Origin of the sequence: Oceanobacillus salinisoli, assembly GCF_009733865.1 — a bacterium.
GTDB classification, from domain to species: Bacteria; Bacillota; Bacilli; order Bacillales; family Amphibacillaceae; genus Oceanobacillus; species Oceanobacillus salinisoli.
Map to the genome: position 1 here is coordinate 72,887 of NZ_WOFB01000017.1, position 18,186 is coordinate 91,072.

The window sequence follows — 18,186 nt, forward strand, 5'->3', positions numbered from 1 at the left end:
ATGTTTAAGGTAAAAAGAGCGTTTAAAGAGTCGGGAAAAGATAAATTCTATGCAGTTGATTCTACATTTGAATCAGAAGATCAAGGGAAAATTAAGCGTCTGCTAAAAGCGGGAATCCTCGAAAATACAGGTGTACAAGAACAGGAGGATGGTGAACAATCATCCTCCATTTTAAATGGTAACGTGGCCGAAATTAAAGAAGCTATTACTTCTGAAGCAAAAAGGGAAGAACTTGAAGAACTAAAGCGGCAGGAAATTAAAGGCCAAAATAGAAAAGGTGTTTTAGAACACATTGAAACTATTATCCTAGAAAAAGAGGAGGAGTAAACATGCCATATTTAAATGATGTTCATTTAACTTCTGGTAGTAAGATTACTGCAGATGGAAAACAAGGACCTGCAATTGCAGACCATGTTGACCCTGCCACAGCAGCAACTGCTGACATTGCTACCAAACAAAATCAAATTTTAGCTGTTTTACGTGACCTTGGAATAATTAAAAAATAAGGGAGGTAATTGCAATGGCATTACCAACCAATATGGAAGTGGCTAAATATTTAAAAATTGAGGATATTGTTCAAGAAGATGCGGAAGAATTAGCCTTTCTTGATGAACTAATTGAGGTCGCTGCGGAAGATTTAGCTGGGTCTGGAATTAAAAATCAAGATACCCATCGTTACGGGATGGCCATCAAATTATTGGTGGCCAATTTTTATGAAGAGCGCAGACCTCAAGTAGTTGGAACTATAACTTCAAACTTAAATTATAGTTTGGAAAGAATTATTCTTCAGTTAAAGGCAGAAGAGATTCCGCTTGATGAAGAATTGTAATTAAATATGAAAGGGCTGATATTATATGGCTGATTTATCGGTTCAGAAAATATCCAAAAGTGGTGTATCTCCTGTTTTTTCAAGTGCCGACATTGCGGGAGATACGTTTTTTAATAATGGAGATGTTATTTTCAGTGTTAAAAATGGAGGAACAGCAACTATAACAGTAACAGTGACATCTGTAGCGAAATGCAATCAAGGATTTAATCATGATTTAAATATAGATGTTGGAGCTGGAGAAGAAAAATTGCTCGGTCCGTTTTCTACCGAACGGTTTAACAACGACGAAAGAAGAACCTCTGTTTCCTAGTCGGAGGTAACTTCAGTAACTGTAGCCGCCCTTAGAATTTAGGTGATGACATGAGTATTAATCCAGGAGAATTAAACCAGCGAGTGATTTTTCAACAACCTGCAGGCGGTACCGATGCAGACGGTTTTGCGATTACGGAACCGATTCCTTATACAAAAGCCTGGGCAAAATTGAAAACATTAAAAGGCAGCACCTTTTACGCTGCTGCACAAAACAATATGCAGCATAATCGTGAGTTTACGATTCGTTATCAACGGAAATTAGATGAAGATCAACGTCCTGAGAATTTACAGGTCGTATGGAAAGGGAAAGCGCATGATATTGAATCCATTGAAAATGATGACGGATTAAACGAAACGATGACCGTTATTTGCAAGGCGGTGACGTAATGCGAGTGGAATTCGAAGGCATGGAAGAATTGATTCAAGAAATGCAAAAGATGGAAACCGGAATGAATGAATCAAAGAATGAAGCACTTTTAAAAGGTGCTGAGGTTGTGCAAAAGGAAACTAAGAAGTTAGCACCTGTTAGATCTCAAGGCGGAGGTACGCTAAGGGATAATATAAACATTTCTGACATTGAGAAAGATGATATCTATGTTTATGTGGATCAACAAGGCCCTGCGTATTATGGTTACTTCCTAGAATATGGCACATCTAAAATGTCTGCCAGACCTTTCATGGCACCCGCCTTTAATCGGAGTCGATTCCAAATAGAACAAGCAATGGCTACCAGTTTACGTAAAAGGCTGGGATTATCATGAATTTAAACAGCCTTATCATAAACACACTTAATCCCACAGGCGTGCCAGTTGCTTATCAGAATTATACAGGAAGCGAATCAACTTATATACGTTTTTTTGAGTTTGACCAGGGTGCAGGAGTAGAAGCGGATGATGAAGAGCAAAACAGTGTTCACTATATTCAAGTGGATATATTTTCATCCGGAAATTATTTAAGTCTAGTAAAACAGGTAAAAGATTTAATGAAACAAGCAGATTTTAAAAAGAATCATGAAACGGAGCTCTTTGAGGATGATACCAAACTGTATCACAAAGTGCTTCGTTTTTATTTTATTTCCAAAAATGAGGAGGAAATTTAAATGCCAACAGTTGGATTGAAAGATATTTATTATGCAAAATTATTAACTGATGATGAAACAGGAACGACTTATGAAACACCAAAGAGATTGGGGAAAGCCATTACTGCAAACGTACAGCCGCAATATAACACAGCCGATTTACGTGCGGATGACGGTGTGGCTGAAACTGCAGAATCCAGAGGCGTAACCAATGTTGTTGTAAATACAGATGATTTATCGAAAGAAGTACAAGCAGATGTTTTAGGGAAAACTATTAATTCTGAAGGTGTTTTAATTGATAGCGAGGATGATAGACCTCCTTATCTCGCTTTAATGTTCAGAGCTGAAAAAGCGAACGGCGCTTACCGTTACACGGTCCTTTATAAAGGGAAATTTACACCGCCAGAAAATAATTATGAAACCAAACAAGAAACTCCAGCCTTCCAAACACCTACTATCAACGGGCGGTTTTTGCGTCGGAATTCGGACAATCAATTTGGAGCACAAGTTGATGAAGATGACTCTGATTTAACAGATACAACTATTATAGATAATTGGTTTAATGCCCCATATGAAGTAACACCAACAGTTTAATAAGGAGGTAGCTTAATTTGAAACTTGAATTGAAATTAAACGGTGAAACAAAAATTTATACGACTTCTTTTGTATCAGCTAGACAATTTCGTAAGTTGATGGAGTATGATCAAGAGATTGATTACTCGAATCTATCTTTGGACGATGTGGATGAGTTAGCAGGGTTTGTTTGTAATGTGTTCGATAATCAATTCACAGTGGATGAATTCTATGATGGCATCCCTTCCCACAAATTAATCAGCACTATCTTAAATGTATTTATCTATGTCCGAACTGGAAAAGAACCAGAATTAAAAAAAGAAAATGAAGAGGGAAACGAAGAGGGGAAGTAACGGATCCAAAAGAGGTCCGTGCTTCCCTTATTAAAAACGCAAAAGAAATGCTAAAAAAGACGAAAAAAATGTACAAAGAAAGATTAAAAGATGGATGGACACTCGGTCAAATCGACGAGATGGACATCCATTTTTATTTTAGTTTATACAACGAAGAAACAGAGATGGTGTATATCGATGAAATACGTCTGTTCTAGGGAGGTGGACATATGGCAGAAATAGGGGCGTTACGTACTCGCATATCGCTGGATAGTGCTCAATTCCAGCAATCTATGGAAGGTGTAAATCGACAACTAAAAAGCTTAAAACAAGAGCAAAAAGCCGTCACCTCTTCTGGAACGGGCTTTGCTCGTGGTGTAGATGAACTTCGAGCGAAATCAGACGTATTAAATCGTACGTTAGAATTGCAACAAGCAAAAGTTGCAGAATTAAAACGAAGATATGATGAAAGCCGAAAAGCTACTAACGAAAACTCCAAAGAAACTCAAGAAGCACAAATAGCTTACAATAAAGCAGTTTCCGAAATGAATAAGACAGAAAATGCTTTAAAAGGCATAACGGAAGAGATTGAAAGGCAAACCAATCCGTGGCTTGTGTTAAGTCGAAACATGGATGATGCAGGTCGGAAAATGCAGACCGTAGGAAATCAGATGTCAACAGTCGGAAGAGGTTTAACAACAAGAGTCACTCTCCCTATTGTTGGATTAGGTGCAGCTGCATTATCTGCAGGGATGAACTTTGAAGAAGGAATGAGTCAGGTACAAGCTATCTCCGGGGCAACTGGTAGCGACTTGGAAGACTTGGAAGAGCAAGCTAAAGAAATGGGTTCTACCACACGTTTCAGTGCGACTGAGGCAGCAGATGGAATGTCATATCTAGCGATGGCTGGGTTTGAAGTTAATGAGATCCTGGACACCATGCCAGGTCTATTAGATTTAGCTGCATCATCTAACATGGACCTAGGTCGGGCTGCAGATATTGCCTCCAATATCATTTCTGGTTTTGGCATGGAAGCAGCGGAAGCGGGAAGGGTAGCTGACGTGTTAGCTGCAGGGGCATCCAGTGCGAATACCACAGTAGAACAATTAGGCGGAGCAATGTCTGTAGTTGCGCCTGTGGCCAGTGCACTAGGATTAGAAATCGAAGGCGTTTCTGCTGCTGTAGGATTTATGTCAGATGCCGGAATCCAAGGAGAACAATCCGGGCGTATGTTACGTCAAGGTTTCCTCCGTTTAGCAGACCCAACAGGGGAAGCTGCTGACTTAATCGACGAATTAGGAATTAAAGTCTTTGATGCAGATGGTAACATGAAGGATTTAGATGCAGTTGTCGGAGAATTAGAAGATGGCTTAGGAGGTATGAGTTCCGAAGCTCGAACTGCTGCACTATCAACTTTATTTGGTGCTGAATCTGTAGCAGGTTGGACTGCTTTAATTGACCGTGGATCTGATGAATTAGCTAGTTATACAAAAGAACTCCAGGACTCAGAAGGCGCAGCGAGTGATATGGCAGATACCATGGAAGATAACGCAAAGGGTTCTATAAGAGAGTTCCAATCTGCATTAGAAGGTGCGGGAATTGCCCTATCCGAACACTTACTTCCAGCTGTAACGGATGCAGTCGAATGGGGAACAGAGTTAGTTCGAAAGTTTGGTGAACTAGACGAGGGAGCGCAAAAGAACATTGTTACTATGGCCGGATTAGCTGCAGCTGCTGGGCCCGTTATTATGGTCGCCGGAAACCTTACCACATCTATAGGTGGCTTATTGCGTGTAGGTAGTAGCTTAACTGGAATGCTTGGTAAAGCAGGTGGAGCTGGTCTATTAGGGCGAATCGGACTTATGGGTGCTTCTGGCGGTCCTGTCGGATTAGCTGCTGCAGGTGTGGCCGGATTAACATATTGGATATACACAGCCACAAAGGACACGGAAAATCTACATGATGTCAATTATGACTTAATAAATAGCGTGAATGAAGAAATCACAGCAATGGATGATTTGACCGCGCGTTTTGAAGAGTTACATCGAAAAAACACACTTACTTCAGATGAAATGCTACGATATATGGACATCATGGACGAGTTGAAAGAAGCGAATTCAGTAGAAACGATTGCTGCTCTTACAGAAGAACAAGAACGATTACTTGAAAAGTCAGGACTTACTAATGAGGAAATGGACGAGTTTCTCGGCTTAAATGACACCATTGTTGAAAACACACCAAACGTCACATCTGCTATATCAGACCAAGGAAATGCATACATCGACAATTTAAACATATTAAAAGACTTAAACGCTGAAAAACGCGAAGAATTGCTGATGGATGCCCAACGGGAATTGGAAAAAGCGTTGGAAAACGAAAATCAATTATTAAAGGATCAGAAAAATTTAGAGTCAGATATTAAAGATATAAGAGATCAGATTAATGATACTCAAGATGAACGTCTAGATAAAATGCGCGAACTCGAAATAGAAGAAATTAAGCAAAAAGAGATCAGCGAGGAAATTGAAGCGTTAAAAAGAGATATGGAAGGTCTAGACGGAGAAGCGCTAACGAAAGCAGAATCTAAACTTGCTTTATTAGAACTTGAGAAAGCGGAACAAGATTCCATTGTGGAAGCCATTGGGTACGAAAAGGATGAGTTGGATGATGTTTATGATAAGCTACGTGATAAATTAACAACAAAACGTGAGGATTTAGAGGAAACAGAAAAGGAAATAGAAAAAACTCAAAAACTAAGAGATGATTATGAACAACTCATCCTAAAGCAAGCAAATATTACTGCTGAAAAAGGTGAAGGTTTAGCGAAGATTGATGAAGAGTTACGTAAGATTGATGAAGCTAAGGATAAACTTGGTGAACAGCTGAGAAATCAAGAAATCAACACTGCTGAATACCAGGAACAGAATCGTGAATTAGATAGGCAACGGGACAAGTTATTAGATGCTCAAAGAGAATTAGAAGAAATTAATACGTTGGCTGGCGAAACGGTTTTTGATAAAGAGGTTAGGCTTAGTACTGAACCTAGCTTAAACCGATTTAATACTGATATAGGGTCTCCTATCTCAAAATTAGTGCAATTAAGAGCCGGTTCCTTAGCTGTTAACTCTTACGCCAGCGGTACAGATTACCACCCAGGCGGTCCCGCCCTAGTCGGGGAAGAAGGTCCGGAACTCGCGAAAATGGGCAGCAGATGGTCATTACTTGATTTTGGCGTTGCAAATCTACCGACTGGTACCCAAGTATTCACCAATGACGAAACGAACAAAATACTTTCTGCCATGAACCGACTACCAGCTTATGCGGATGGGATTAGTCCGTCTGGTGAGGTGGATAGGATTATTAGTAGTATGAATAATCCGGCACAACTACAAGGCGAAGCTGTTATCTATACAACGGTTATTAATCAAATGGATGGAAGGGAAATAAGCAGGCACACGTATGAGCATGTCACCGAATTTCAAGAAAGGGATAAGGAAGTGAGGGATAGCTTTGCGTAGAAAGGAGGGGGTTATTAATGGAGCAGAGAATAAAAGAGTTAGAAAAGAAAGTGGACGGAATCCTTGAACTGTTGGAGAACAAGGAACTGTCCACTTCCGTTGAAATTGATGGTAAAACGGTTGCTCAAACTGTGATAAAAGAAATTGATAAACTACAACGGACTAGATCACTTTTCAATTAAGTCTAATTCATTAAGAACATCCAATAATAATGATTCACTATGTTCTTCTGAAATAACAAGGGTTGCACTAAGTAATCTCGGAAGAGTTCTAGTTGCGAATTCATCTAAAGGAACTGTAAGTTTTTCGTCGTATATATTTTGAAGCAGATTCGAGAATTCGATTTTCGTTTCTTCCTTATTCTTATCAATAATTTCTTTAAATTTTTCTTTTGTTATTTTTGTCATTATACTCACCCCCCTCCAATTAGCCAATATTCGACAAGAGGGAGGTTTTATCCTTTAAGAAAGGAGGAAATCTATGAAATCATTAACATTTAACGGAATCAAAAAAGACTGGATTTATCTATTACGTGGTAGAACAAAACCTCCTTTTGCTTCTGTAAGACGTAATCTATTAACGGTACCGGGTATGCCGGGAGTACATTTGCAATCGAGTGACGTACAGCCGTTGCCAATCAATCAGCCAGTCGGATTCGTAATAAAGGATGACAAACACGCCTTGCAATTAAAAGACGAATTAGCAAGTTGGTTGATTACAGATGAGCCAGTTCCATTGGAGTTTGACGATGAACCAGGTCGAACATATTTTGCAATCGTACAAAACACCATGGATGATTTTGATAAGTTTGCCGAGTTAAGACAAGGAACCATTCAATTTTTATGTTTAGATCCTTATTCATACGGCCCAGAACAAATTACGACCTTCACATCAGACATTGAAACCCTAACCAACGAAGGCACAGCCGATGCAGATCCGATTTTTGAATTAGAGGTACTTACTCCAATCACCTTTGCCATGATTCAAAATCAAAACAACGAATATATGATGATTGGAAGACCGGTTACCGCAGATGATATCGCATATCAACCACAAACAAGTATTCTAAGTGACGCAATGAACAGTTTAGTTGGCTGGACAGATGCAACGTATGTTGATAATGGAACGATATCCGGAACAATGGCAACCGATACAGAAGGTTTTTATGCTTCTGATTTTGGGACAGGAACAGGGTGGCATGGACCTGCGGTTAAAACGTCATTAACGGAATCATTACAGGATTTTAACGCTCAAATACATGTGGAAAACCTCAACTTATCCGGTGGTATGGGTATGATTGAGGTTTATTTTTTAGATGCTAACGAGAATACCGTAGCGAAATTAGGGATTGAGGATGCTTGGAAAGATGTCGCAAATATGCAAGCTAAATTTCAATTGGGTAATCCTGCTGACCGGCATCAACAATATGGACAACCGGCAAAAGCATCGGATTGGTATGATTACCGAGGAATTATGCGCATATCAAGGGAAGGGCAAAACTTTAATGCTTATTTTGCGGTCATTAAGGATGGCAAATATAAACACGCAAGATTGTTCCAATTTACTGATTACGAGAATAAATACCAAGCACCAATCGCACAAATTCAAGTAGCAATTAGACGTAGAAGCGCAGAACCAACTAGTATGAGGGTGAATCATATCTACGTCAATAAGATTAACCAAGAACCTAATGGAGTGCCATATATTGCTGATGTTGGGGATATTATCACGTTAGACCATTCTACAAGCGAAGTACTTATAAACGGAGAATACTATGAAGATATCGCGCTTGGATCTGACTTTTTTAAATTGAAACAAGGCGAAAACACTCTTAGCGTTCAACCTAGCAATTCATTTAACACTAGTGCTAAGTACCGCGAACGTTACAAGTAAGGGGGTGACAGAATGACAATGATTCATATAGCAGATGGCCAAAACGATAAAATGATAGGACATATTAGTTTTGGAAATATACTGTCAAACAAACATCGCAGGTCCTTACAGGATAATCTAGAAACATTTAATTTTGAAACTTTAGCCGATAAACGATTTTCACAGCATTTATCCAAGAGAAACCGAATCATTATACCGGGCGAAGATGGAGAGTTTCGAGAATTTATTATCTTTGAAGCTGGCACAGACAGAATAGAAAAATATGTAGAAGTGTATACAAATGCTAGTTATCTAGAATTGAAGAAAGCGAAGCTAATAGCTCCACATACTACAGATGCAATTAGTGCAGAAAATCATGCGCAGGCAGCTTTATCTGGTACAGAGTGGCAGCCGAGGAATATTACTTTTAAAGGTGTAAGAACACTTATATTTGATGCATATACGAATCCTTTTGCATATCTCAAACGAATCGCAAGCGAATTTGAACTAGAACTTGATTTTGTTATTGAACATGATGGGAATGCAATCACTGGTAGATATGTGGACATGGTTGAAAAAGTAGGAATGTGGAGAGGTAGAACTGTCGACTTGGGAAAGATTTAATTACCCTTAGACGTATTGAAAAAACAGGAGATATCGTTACTGCCATACGTGGATTAGGTCCTGAACGTGAAGACGGGACACGATTAGAAGTATTCGTGGAGGATTTAGATGCTTTAGCAAGGTGGGGGCGTAATGGCCAACATCTAGTAGAAGTGTATGAACCTCAATCAACTGATCAAGATATGACAGAAGAAAGATTGCGCTCCTTAACCGAAAACGAATTAGAAAAGCGCATCAATGCCTCTGTTGAATATAAAGGTGGTATTGCAGATTTAGAGTACGTGCCTGGAATGGGAAATAAAAAGATTCGTTTTGGAGACACAATTCGAATCAAAGATACATCCTATGAACCAGCTCTTTATCTTGAAGCACGTATTCATACGGTGGATAGGGATATCGTTAATCTAGCTAATAAGAAAGTTGAGTTAGGAGACTATGAAGAGTTTACCGAGGATGAAGTTCATGCTATTTTTAATTCTTTACAGGCTGAAATCGCTAAAAAAATAAGCGAAACACAATTGTTAGAAGTCACCTATAACAAGACAACGATTGACGATAAAGACCAATCAGCATATGAAAGTAGCACGCTTTATACAGAACAATATGCCGAAAAGAAAAAGGTGATTAGTTCTTTTGCGCCATCAGATGAAACGGTTATATGGGTTGATAACTCGAACCCGGATAACGTTGTTTGGAAGGTTTGGGATGGAACAGTTTGGAAAGAAGGTCCAAGTGGTCCGAAAGGCGAGGATGGTTATACACCTGTAAAAGGTGTTGACTATTTTGACGGTGTAGACGGACAAGATGGTACTTCCAGTTATTTATGGGTTCGATACTCCCAAAACGCTGATGGTAGTAACATGACAACAGACCCGACAAATGCGTTATATATCGGTGTTGCAACGACAACTACACCAAGTGCGCCAACTTCTAACACGGAATATAATTGGTCTTTGATTAAAGGTGATCAAGGTGTAAAAGGTGAAACCGGTTCAGACGGTAGAACAAGCTATCTCCATATTAAATATTCTAATGACGGTGGAACTACATTTACGGCTAACAGTGGTGAGGACGTTGGAGACTGGATAGGTACTTACGTTGATTTTAATTCCACGGATTCAGCCAATGTTGCTGATTACACCTGGAATAAAGTTAAGGGAGAAAAGGGCGACCAAGGACCACAAGGGCCACAAGGAATCCAAGGACCACCTGGAGAAGATGGTATTGCATACATGGGCCCTACTGAGCCAGATAACCCTGCAGTAGATAGCACTTGGTTCCAAACAAATTCATCAGGTCAAGTAATTGCTATTAAAAAATGGAATGGAACCACTTGGGATACTGCAAAAATGACAGTTGATGTTCTTAACGTAATAAAATTATCAGCGTTAAGTACTGATCTAGGAAGTGTAAAAGCTGGTAGTATTTCTGGTGTAACCATGAATCTGGCAAATGGAAAATTTGTTGTTGATGCTGCAGGAAATGTTGCTTTCGCAGGTAATTTAGAAGGTGCTACAGGTACGTTTAATGGTTCGGTTGAAGTAGGTAATGTTGACAATCTTATCACACTTAAAGATGGCCAATTTCAATCAGTAGATTCGACAGGTCACATTAAGACAGCTATAGATGAATTAGGGATCAACGTCACTGACGATACAACCGCAGGATTAGAAATAGGTACTCAGGTAACTCCAGGACGTTTGTTTTTCCATAGATTAAATGGGTCTTCCTACTCCGGGATAAATCATACACAAGATGATGGCTTAGTTATTTATAATGATAGAGGGGATGTAGACATAAATGTTTTATCCCAAATTAGCGTAATAAGCGCATACGGAAACGGACAGTTTGGTGCAAAAAATAGTACATCTTTTCACTTAGATACTGATAGGCCACGTTTTTATTCATACAAGCCTTTAACAGTTGCAGGAAATATTAGATCAGAAGGTGGTTATATAGAATCTAACTCTTTTGATCACACTGGATCCGGAACAAATTTATTTTTGAGACCTAAAACAGGATATAGGGTGAATGTCACAGAATTAGGAACGACAACCACCTATGCACCTATCATGGCAAGCGAGCATCAAACTCCTTCTGCGAGGGAAGATAAAACGGACATAGAAGTATTTGAAGAAGATGTTTTAAGTGCCATTAAAAACATGAACGCTTATAGGTACAAGAGGATTGGTAAAGAAGATGATCCGTATAAGCAACTAGGATTAATGTTAGATGAAGCGCCTGTTTATTTACACGGAAGCAATGGAGATTCCATTGAACAGTATGCTTTAAATACGTTTACTGTTAAAGGGTTGAAGCAATTACTGGAAAGAGTGGAAAAATTAGAAGGGATGGTATCATGAAACCAGTAAACTACGATTTTAACGATGTACAAACAGCATTAGCAAACAAGATTGCCAGCTTAGAGCTACAATTAGCCAATGAGTTAGCGGCGAAACAAGCGATTGTTAAATATGCGGAGGAGTTAGAAAAGGAAGTCGAGGAGTTGAAGAAAGAAAGCGCCAAATAAGTGTATTTTTTTATACAATAAATTAGTTATAGGTAAAAAGAAGGGTATTATCTCCTTTTGTCGAATGAATTAGGTAGGAGGGGATAAAATGGATTATTCTGTTCAATTAAATAAATGGCAAAGAATGATATCTGAATTGTTTCCTAAAGGGATACCAGACAAAGCTGACTGGGGAAAGAAAGAAGACATTATAAGTGTCCTTGACTTCATCGGTAAAAATGATGCATATAACCACATTTTTTTGCCTGGTAGCGGAGGATTGGATTTAGAAGGAGCTAGGGAAGCTTATGAAGAAGGTTTGATTGACTTACAGCTAGATAATACAGCTTATCTTTTAAAACCTTCGCAACTACATTTTAGAAAAACACCAAACCTTAACTGGTCATATTTTTATTTAGAGACAAAAGAAATTAGCTATACTGGGGTTTATGGTGATAGGGAACTAAGTGTACCAGGTGAAGAATTAGTTGAATTTTCACCGGGAAATTATATTGATCGTGGCTACTGGGATGAAGGTGAATATAATGGCGAAACCTTACCCGGAGAAGCCCGTTTAATAAGTCGCTATACAAAAGGGAACTTTGTTATATTCTCTAAATCATCAATTTATAACAGAACTAGTGGCACCTATGATGGTCGGCACGATAAACTCGGTTTTTCCGAATTCGAAAAATATATTAATCAAGCTGTAAATAGCCGATAAATACCAAATGGGCGTGTTAAGTTTTTCCGTCTTCTACCGATAAAAATAGGTAGGAGGGGATAAAGTGGAAGTGATGCAAAGCACAGTAAATGAATTGGCAATGCCTTTCTTTTATCTGATAATTATTCTATTGATATTAAATGTTGTTACTTATATAGCGCTAAAGTTGGTACCAATAGATGTTTTTCCAGAAATCACAAAATATATTTACGGCATAGTTTCAACAGGTGGATTAATTTATTGGTTTCAAAATACTTTTTTATAGCATCTCAATCGAGGTGCTTTTTTCTTTGCGCCAAATGGCGTATTTTTTATGTCTAATTTATAGGAGGCAGGGGATGGGTGAAAAAGAACCTTGGTACACCAATAAAGAGTTGTTTGAACAAATACTAACGATTAAAGATGATTTTACTCAAATATCATCAAGTTGGAAAAAAGATATCATCAGTCTCCAATCCGAGATGCAGCAAACCAGAGATACAATCAAAAAATATAACGGTCTTCGAGAACAAATTGAAACATTAAAAAAAGAAGTAACTGAAATGAAGGCTAAAACAAGCGGTAAAGTGACTACCCTAACAGCGATTAAAGATTGGGGTGGTTGGGTTGTCGCTATTTTAATGCTTATTGTTAACATTATTCAAAATTGAGGGGAGGTGAGTATATGAAAATCAACTGGAAAGTACGTTTACGCAGCTATCCATTTTGGGTGGCTGTTTTTAGTTTGATAGGTCTAATTGTAACCGACTTAGGCCTAATGGACATGGGAGTATACGAGACATATGTACAAGGAATATTAGCTGTATTAATCACTGCCGGAATAGTAGCTGACCCTACCACAGATGGATATAAGGATAGCGAGCAGGCCTTTACTTATGATAAACCTAGAAAGGATGATAATTAATGAGTTACCATATCGAAAAACAATTCATCCCTGGATTAACACAGGGTAATTTAATAGCACCTAATTTTGTCGTTGCACACGAATCAGGTAACGCAAGGAATACTTGTCCAGATTCTCTAGAAAGAGAAATTAGCTACATGACAAGGAACTGGAAAAATGCATTTGTTTCTCACTGGGTGGGAGGTGGTGGAAGAATCGTACAGCTTGCCGAGACTGGTAAATTTCAGTATGGCGCTGGACATAAAGCAAATCCTTATTCTTATGCCCACGTTGAATTGGCAAGAACAGATGACAAAGAAACATTTGAAAAGGATTATGCAGCTTACGTATGGCTGCTTAGGAAGTTGGCAAAAGATGCTGGTATTCCAGTTGAATTAGATGTTGGCTCAACTGTTAATGACAAAGGGATTAAATCTCACGATTGGATAAGAAGACACATCGGAGGAACAAGCCATGTAGATCCATATGGTTACTTGAAGAAATTTGGAATTAACCGTGAGCAGTTTAAAGCAGATATTGAGGCAGGAATCGAACAAGTAGAATCAAGCAAAGTTTCCGCACCGAGAGTAGAAGTGAAATCGCAATCAGTAGACGGCAAAATTGCATACATTCAAAAGACATTAAATGGCCGTTACAGCTTTAATATTAAAGTGGACAATCTATTTGGTCCAGAAACCAAAAAAGCACTCATTAAGGCTTATCAAACGGAATTAAATAAGCAGTTTGGTGCAGGGCTTAATGTTGATGGCATTTGGGGACCTAAGACTAAGGCTGCATCTGTCACTATCCGCAAAGGTGCTCAAGGTAATCTAACGTGGGTATTGCAGGCTATCCTTGTTTGCTATGGCTTTGATATTGGAGTAGATGGCATCTTTGGAAGTGAGACAGAAAAAGCAGTGAAGAATTTTCAAGGTGAGGAAAAACTAACGGTAGATGGATTGCCAGGTAAGGCTACGTTTGAAAGATTATTTAATTAATCATAAAAAAGAACCCTCTCAATAAGAGGGTTTGGAAAATGGGGAGGATGCAATTATGTAGCACATCCTCTTTTTATTTTGTACAATCTCTATGGCTAACATACTTTCTTTTTGTATAATGCTAGAAATTTATGATGTGGTGTAGCCTACCAGAATCGTAAGGGTGGAAGCTTACGATTAGAAAAGGATAAAGCCCAGGTGTGGAAAGCCTGGGCTTGATTTATAAATCTTTAAGTATTTTGTCAGCATTTTTAAAGTTTTCCCTAAGTTGCTCCAGTGATACTGGCGGGAGTTCAATTTGAGATAATTTTTCTAAGTATTTTTCGGTAAAAGCTATTTTTAGTATCTTTTTTGTATCAAAACCGTTTAAAAGTAAAATTAATATATCTACTCTATTCACAATTGCCAACCACTCTAACATTGTTTCAGCAGATAAACCCATATTGTCATGTTCTAATTTACTAATATCACTTCTGTGACATGATATTTTTTCTGCAATTTCTTGCTGAGTTAAATTTGCTTGTTTACGAGTTCTTCTTAATATTTCACCGTAATTTTCCATCCAATCTCTCCTCTCTTTTCTTTTAATCTTACATAACCGAAGAAACATTTCAATAAGATGTTCAAAATGCGCACATTTTTATATACAAAAGTAAATAAAAACGCTAAAATAAGAACAAACGTTCTTAAAAGGAGTCATAAAAATGAGTAATGTTAACGATCGCGGAACCATAAAATGGACATCATTAATGATGCCGGAACACATCCAGGCGTTAAACGATATGTGGAAAGACCAGGAGAAAAAATCAAAGCCTATCCTAGATGAACAGGAATTGGAAGAACTAGGGATGAAGCTACAAATGGCCATCCACAATGATTTGGCAATTGAGGTTAAATATTATAAGGATCATGATTATCAGTTGATAAAAGGTAAACTGTCCAAAGTAGATAATGTAAATAATACATTAATTTTTCAGAATTCGGGTAGGGATAAAATTAACCTCAGTGATATAATTGACGTAACAATTATATAAAAGGGGATACGTTAATGAACGAAAATGACGATTTTAACCGGTTAAGATGTCCACACTGTCAACGATACTATAAAAATAATGATCCCGTAGTTTTGGACGATTGGAACACTGTAATTCATATGAAGTGTTATTCTGTAAATGATTTCAACATAAAGGATAAGGGAACTTATAAAGAGATCATTGAGAAGTATGATTTTTTTGAGGAAATGAATATATTTAATTAAAGCCCCCAGCCATTAGGAGGCTTATTTTTTTGTGTATAAATCATCGACTTTACAATCCAATATTTCTGCAAGTTTAAAAGCTTTTTCTAAAGACGGCTTACTTTTATTATTTATCCATCTTGATAATACCGTTTGACTTACCTCCATTTTTTCAGCAACTTCTTTTTTACTCATTTCGCTTTTGGCTATCCACACATTGATATTACTTTTCATATTATCACCCAATAATATATTCTTCGTAGTAATATAATAATCCTTCATACTTTTAGTTAAATTTTTCAAACTAATTTGTCATCAAACAAGCTATACATCCATATACTTTACCAATAGCATTACCAGGAGGTGAAAAATGTTAATCATCAGTTCTGTTGGCGTAACGTTATTGACCATGGCGTATTTAGAAAAACAAGGAAAAATATCTATTAATCACACAATCTTGTACATTTTGCTAGGTGGTTTTGCGATTTGGAGTGGATGGTGGGGGATAAAAGAAATAACAAAAACATTTCTCTTAAATATCTCATAATAGTTCCGGTTAAAAAGTAATGAAAATTAAGCGTGTGAAGGCAGGTGTAGTAAGGAAAGTACAAGTTACACACTTAACTACTAATCAGGTAATACTAAGAGAATTACCAGAAGAAACTTGTCTGGAAAGGGGATAGGTAAATGCTAAAGAAAACAACTGGATTCTTTGATGGGATGATGAATCACAGTGAAGCCAAGTCATTTGTTCGGGAACATGGAGAGGATGGTTTTCTTGAATATTTGCAAGATCAATACCCTAGTTATGATTTAGGTGGTTTTAGTACAGCGTGGGAGTTCGATAAAAAGTATATCTGTAAAGCCAGGGGGAGAAATGGGGACATCATTATTGGCTGGGAAGAGAATAATTACTCATGATTATAGAATCCATCGGAGCAAGTTTACTTTTATTGTCTGCTATTCGCACCACAAATATGTCTGATAAAAAGAAGATTGAAAAGATATTCGAATACACAAAGACTTGGATCACTACACAAGGAAATGAGATTAAAAAGCCACAATTTATCCGTAAAGAAGCCATTACAAACGAAAATGAAGAATCAATAGGTATGCTTTATGTTTACCGTTTACCCCTTGGATTACCTTATAAAAAGCTGGAATATTTGAATGATAATATTGGTGTGTTTAAAGACGGCCTGCATAAGAATGTGGAAATTGAATTTGATGGAGGGATGCTGCACGTGAATGTTTATGAAACGGACCTGCCTAGGAAATGGAATTATGAAGATGAAGAATTAGAAGGCTGGAAAGTACCCATCGGTAAAACGTATAAAGAATTAATTACTCATGATTTTGATGCTACTCCGCATATGGTTGGAGGGGGTACCACAAGGTATGGAAAAACCAATCTAATGAAAGTTATGATTACTTCACTTATTGCTAATCATCCAGAAGATGTTGAATTGTTTCTCATTGATTTAAAAGCGGGTGTGGAATTTGACCGCTATAAAAATTTAAAACAAGTAAAAGCCGTTGCTAAAAACGTCTATGAAACACACCAATTGTTAACGGAAGTAATGATGATACTGGAAGGAGAAAAAGCTTTCTACCGTGAAAATGGTTGGTCAAACATTGTAGAATCTCCACTGAAGAAAAGAAGGTTTGTCATAATCGATGAGGCTGGAGACTTAGTTCCAGAAAAGTTTATGAGTAAACAAGAGAAGGATATGCACGCTGAATGCCAGTGGATGCTCTCTCACATTGCTAGGATAGGTGGAGCGTTTGGATTTCGAGAATTATTCTTTTCTCAATATACGACAGCCGATGTTCTTCCACGACAGATAAAACAAAACTGTGATGCAAAGATTAGTTTTAAATTGCAAAATGGGTACTCTAGTGAAGTTGTATTGGGAGAGGGTAATACTCAAGCTGCGGAATTAGAAAAGATACCAGGTAGGGCCATATTTAAAGATGGTGCTAGTATGTATAAGCTTCAAGTCCCAAAAATAACCGATAACCAAATGGAAAAACTACTCCAGGATTATTACGAATCTAAGCGAAAGGATGTCACCAATGAGGTTGGACGAAAGAAGAATGAAGATACTGACAACCTTATCGAATTTAGAGATCATGACTAGAAGCCAAATTCAAACCCTACACCAAACGAAAAGCACTCGTAATACAAACTTCATTATGCAATCCCTTAAAGACTATACTAATTCAATCAGACTTCAAGAGAACGCTTATTACCTAAATAAAAAAGGTGCTACCCTGGTTGGTGCTAAAAAACAGTTTAGAGTTAATAACCAGGTGCAGCATAAGTTAATGAGAAATGACGCCTATATTTATTTTAAGCCGACAGGTTGGAAATCAGAACGAGAATTTTTAAAACCGGTAGCAATTACACCAGATGCTTATTTTTACTCTGGATCAACGTATAAATTTTTAGAAGTGGATAATGTACAGAAATGGTATACGAATGTAAAGAAGATGGAGAAGTATAAAGCATTTAAAGAAAGCGGAGTGTTTCAAAAGCAATTAGGTTATTTTCCTACTATCGTGTGGGTAGTTCGTTTTGAGGTAAGGAAAGAAAAATTGAAATCGTTGGCCAAAGAGATGAATTTATTTTGTGAAATTTATCTACATGAGGAAATAGTATGATAAGATGTAGGTAAAAATTGGCAGGGGGAGAAT

General features: G+C 37.7%; 27 protein-coding genes and 1 pseudogene. 25 read left to right on the top strand and 3 right to left on the bottom strand.

All coding sequences use genetic code 11. The annotated features are described in order from the left end of the window. The 12 genes from GMJ66_RS13185 (at window position 1) to GMJ66_RS13230 (ending at window position 6,824) form a co-directional block, all read left to right on the top strand. Window positions 1-327, top strand: a complete 327-nt coding sequence (locus GMJ66_RS13185; RefSeq protein ID WP_156290782.1) for a hypothetical protein — start codon at window positions 1-3, stop codon at window positions 325-327. 2 nt (window positions 328-329) lie between these two features. After that, on the top strand, window positions 330-506 hold the full coding sequence (locus GMJ66_RS20455; protein ID WP_197046695.1) for a hypothetical protein: 177 nt from the start codon (window positions 330-332) through the stop codon (window positions 504-506). A 14-nt stretch (window positions 507-520) separates the two neighbouring features. Next, on the top strand, window positions 521-829 hold the full coding sequence (locus GMJ66_RS13190) for a head-tail connector protein (protein WP_156290783.1): 309 nt from the start codon (window positions 521-523) through the stop codon (window positions 827-829). 25 nt (window positions 830-854) lie between these two features. Continuing rightward, complete coding sequence (locus GMJ66_RS13195) at window positions 855-1,139, top strand: hypothetical protein (RefSeq protein WP_156290784.1); 285 nt, start codon at window positions 855-857, stop codon at window positions 1,137-1,139. Between the two features lie 50 nt (window positions 1,140-1,189). Beyond that, window positions 1,190-1,528, top strand: coding sequence for a phage head closure protein (locus tag GMJ66_RS13200; protein WP_231514931.1), 339 nt, complete (start codon window positions 1,190-1,192; stop codon window positions 1,526-1,528). Then, window positions 1,528-1,902 carry an HK97-gp10 family putative phage morphogenesis protein gene (locus GMJ66_RS13205; protein WP_156290785.1) on the top strand — a complete coding sequence of 125 codons (375 nt, stop codon included), beginning with the start codon at window positions 1,528-1,530 and terminating at the stop codon, window positions 1,900-1,902. The genes GMJ66_RS13200 and GMJ66_RS13205 overlap by 1 nt, the downstream gene beginning before the upstream one ends. Then, window positions 1,899-2,240 (top strand): hypothetical protein, encoded by a 342-nt coding sequence (locus tag GMJ66_RS13210; protein ID WP_156290786.1) that lies wholly within the window; start codon window positions 1,899-1,901, stop codon window positions 2,238-2,240. The genes GMJ66_RS13205 and GMJ66_RS13210 overlap by 4 nt, the downstream gene beginning before the upstream one ends. Beyond that, window positions 2,241-2,813 (top strand): major tail protein, encoded by a 573-nt coding sequence (locus tag GMJ66_RS13215; protein WP_156290787.1) that lies wholly within the window; start codon window positions 2,241-2,243, stop codon window positions 2,811-2,813. 17 nt (window positions 2,814-2,830) lie between these two features. Continuing rightward, window positions 2,831-3,145: a phage tail assembly chaperone G gene (gpG, locus tag GMJ66_RS13220; protein ID WP_156290788.1), complete on the top strand. Its 315-nt coding sequence runs from the start codon at window positions 2,831-2,833 to the stop codon at window positions 3,143-3,145. A 68-nt stretch (window positions 3,146-3,213) separates the two neighbouring features. Continuing rightward, window positions 3,214-3,342, top strand: coding sequence for a hypothetical protein (locus GMJ66_RS20925; protein WP_269321881.1), 129 nt, complete (start codon window positions 3,214-3,216; stop codon window positions 3,340-3,342). Between the two features lie 12 nt (window positions 3,343-3,354). After that, a complete protein-coding gene (locus tag GMJ66_RS13225) occupies window positions 3,355-6,642 on the top strand; it encodes a phage tail tape measure protein (RefSeq protein ID WP_156290789.1) in 3,288 nt (1,095 codons plus the stop codon). 17 nt (window positions 6,643-6,659) lie between these two features. Continuing rightward, on the top strand, window positions 6,660-6,824 hold the full coding sequence (locus GMJ66_RS13230) for a hypothetical protein (RefSeq protein ID WP_156290790.1): 165 nt from the start codon (window positions 6,660-6,662) through the stop codon (window positions 6,822-6,824). Here GMJ66_RS13230 and GMJ66_RS13235 read toward each other — a convergent pair. After that, window positions 6,810-7,049: a hypothetical protein gene (locus tag GMJ66_RS13235; protein WP_156290791.1), complete on the bottom strand. Its 240-nt coding sequence runs from the start codon at window positions 7,047-7,049 to the stop codon at window positions 6,810-6,812. The genes GMJ66_RS13230 and GMJ66_RS13235 overlap by 15 nt on opposite strands. Window positions 7,050-7,122: 73 nt before the next feature. Here GMJ66_RS13235 and GMJ66_RS13240 point away from each other — a divergent pair, with 73 nt between their 5' ends. The 8 genes and pseudogenes from GMJ66_RS13240 (at window position 7,123) to GMJ66_RS20460 (ending at window position 14,252) form a co-directional block, all read left to right on the top strand. Continuing rightward, the gene (locus tag GMJ66_RS13240; RefSeq protein WP_156290792.1) at window positions 7,123-8,535 is read left to right on the top strand and encodes a distal tail protein Dit; all 1,413 of its coding nucleotides are present in this window, start codon (window positions 7,123-7,125) and stop codon (window positions 8,533-8,535) included. A gap of 51 nt (window positions 8,536-8,586) precedes the next feature. Next, window positions 8,587-11,501: pseudogene (locus tag GMJ66_RS21210) on the top strand (phage tail spike protein). Then, window positions 11,498-11,668 carry a hypothetical protein gene (locus GMJ66_RS13255; RefSeq protein ID WP_156290795.1) on the top strand — a complete coding sequence of 57 codons (171 nt, stop codon included), beginning with the start codon at window positions 11,498-11,500 and terminating at the stop codon, window positions 11,666-11,668. Before GMJ66_RS21210 ends, GMJ66_RS13255 begins: the two are co-directional and overlap by 4 nt. A gap of 88 nt (window positions 11,669-11,756) precedes the next feature. Continuing rightward, complete coding sequence (locus GMJ66_RS13260) at window positions 11,757-12,371, top strand: serine/threonine protein kinase (RefSeq protein WP_156290796.1); 615 nt, start codon at window positions 11,757-11,759, stop codon at window positions 12,369-12,371. A gap of 64 nt (window positions 12,372-12,435) precedes the next feature. Further along, window positions 12,436-12,636 (top strand): hypothetical protein, encoded by a 201-nt coding sequence (locus GMJ66_RS13265; protein ID WP_156290797.1) that lies wholly within the window; start codon window positions 12,436-12,438, stop codon window positions 12,634-12,636. Between the two features lie 73 nt (window positions 12,637-12,709). Next, a complete protein-coding gene (locus GMJ66_RS13270; protein ID WP_156290798.1) occupies window positions 12,710-13,021 on the top strand; it encodes a hypothetical protein in 312 nt (103 codons plus the stop codon). A 14-nt stretch (window positions 13,022-13,035) separates the two neighbouring features. Beyond that, window positions 13,036-13,275 carry a phage holin gene (locus tag GMJ66_RS13275; RefSeq protein WP_156290799.1) on the top strand — a complete coding sequence of 80 codons (240 nt, stop codon included), beginning with the start codon at window positions 13,036-13,038 and terminating at the stop codon, window positions 13,273-13,275. Next, complete coding sequence (locus GMJ66_RS20460) at window positions 13,275-14,252, top strand: peptidoglycan recognition protein family protein (protein WP_197046696.1); 978 nt, start codon at window positions 13,275-13,277, stop codon at window positions 14,250-14,252. Before GMJ66_RS13275 ends, GMJ66_RS20460 begins: the two co-directional genes overlap by 1 nt. A 220-nt stretch (window positions 14,253-14,472) precedes the next feature. Here GMJ66_RS20460 and GMJ66_RS13285 read toward each other — a convergent pair whose 3' ends face one another. Then, entirely contained in the window at window positions 14,473-14,814 is a 342-nt protein-coding gene (locus tag GMJ66_RS13285) for a helix-turn-helix domain-containing protein (RefSeq protein ID WP_197046697.1), read from the bottom strand. Window positions 14,815-14,956: 142 nt separating this feature from the next. Here GMJ66_RS13285 and GMJ66_RS13290 point away from each other — a divergent pair, with 142 nt between their 5' ends. Beyond that, complete coding sequence (locus GMJ66_RS13290) at window positions 14,957-15,286, top strand: YolD-like family protein (RefSeq protein ID WP_156290801.1); 330 nt, start codon at window positions 14,957-14,959, stop codon at window positions 15,284-15,286. Between the two features lie 245 nt (window positions 15,287-15,531). On the opposite strand, the gene GMJ66_RS13295 is transcribed toward GMJ66_RS13290, so the two are convergent. Further along, window positions 15,532-15,723 carry a helix-turn-helix transcriptional regulator gene (locus GMJ66_RS13295; protein WP_156290802.1) on the bottom strand — a complete coding sequence of 64 codons (192 nt, stop codon included), beginning with the start codon at window positions 15,721-15,723 and terminating at the stop codon, window positions 15,532-15,534. 136 nt (window positions 15,724-15,859) lie between these two features. Between GMJ66_RS13295 and GMJ66_RS13300 the strand changes: the two genes are divergently transcribed. From GMJ66_RS13300 to GMJ66_RS13315, 4 genes are all read left to right on the top strand, one after another. After that, window positions 15,860-16,036, top strand: coding sequence for a hypothetical protein (locus GMJ66_RS13300; RefSeq protein WP_156290803.1), 177 nt, complete (start codon window positions 15,860-15,862; stop codon window positions 16,034-16,036). 140 nt (window positions 16,037-16,176) lie between these two features. Beyond that, complete coding sequence (locus GMJ66_RS13305) at window positions 16,177-16,410, top strand: hypothetical protein (protein WP_156290804.1); 234 nt, start codon at window positions 16,177-16,179, stop codon at window positions 16,408-16,410. Continuing rightward, complete coding sequence (locus GMJ66_RS13310) at window positions 16,407-17,630, top strand: FtsK/SpoIIIE domain-containing protein (RefSeq protein ID WP_156290805.1); 1,224 nt, start codon at window positions 16,407-16,409, stop codon at window positions 17,628-17,630. The genes GMJ66_RS13305 and GMJ66_RS13310 overlap by 4 nt, the downstream gene beginning before the upstream one ends. Further along, entirely contained in the window at window positions 17,566-18,153 is a 588-nt protein-coding gene (locus tag GMJ66_RS13315; RefSeq protein ID WP_197046698.1) for a replication-relaxation family protein, read from the top strand. The genes GMJ66_RS13310 and GMJ66_RS13315 overlap by 65 nt, the downstream gene beginning before the upstream one ends. Window positions 18,154-18,186: the final 33 nt, after the last annotated feature.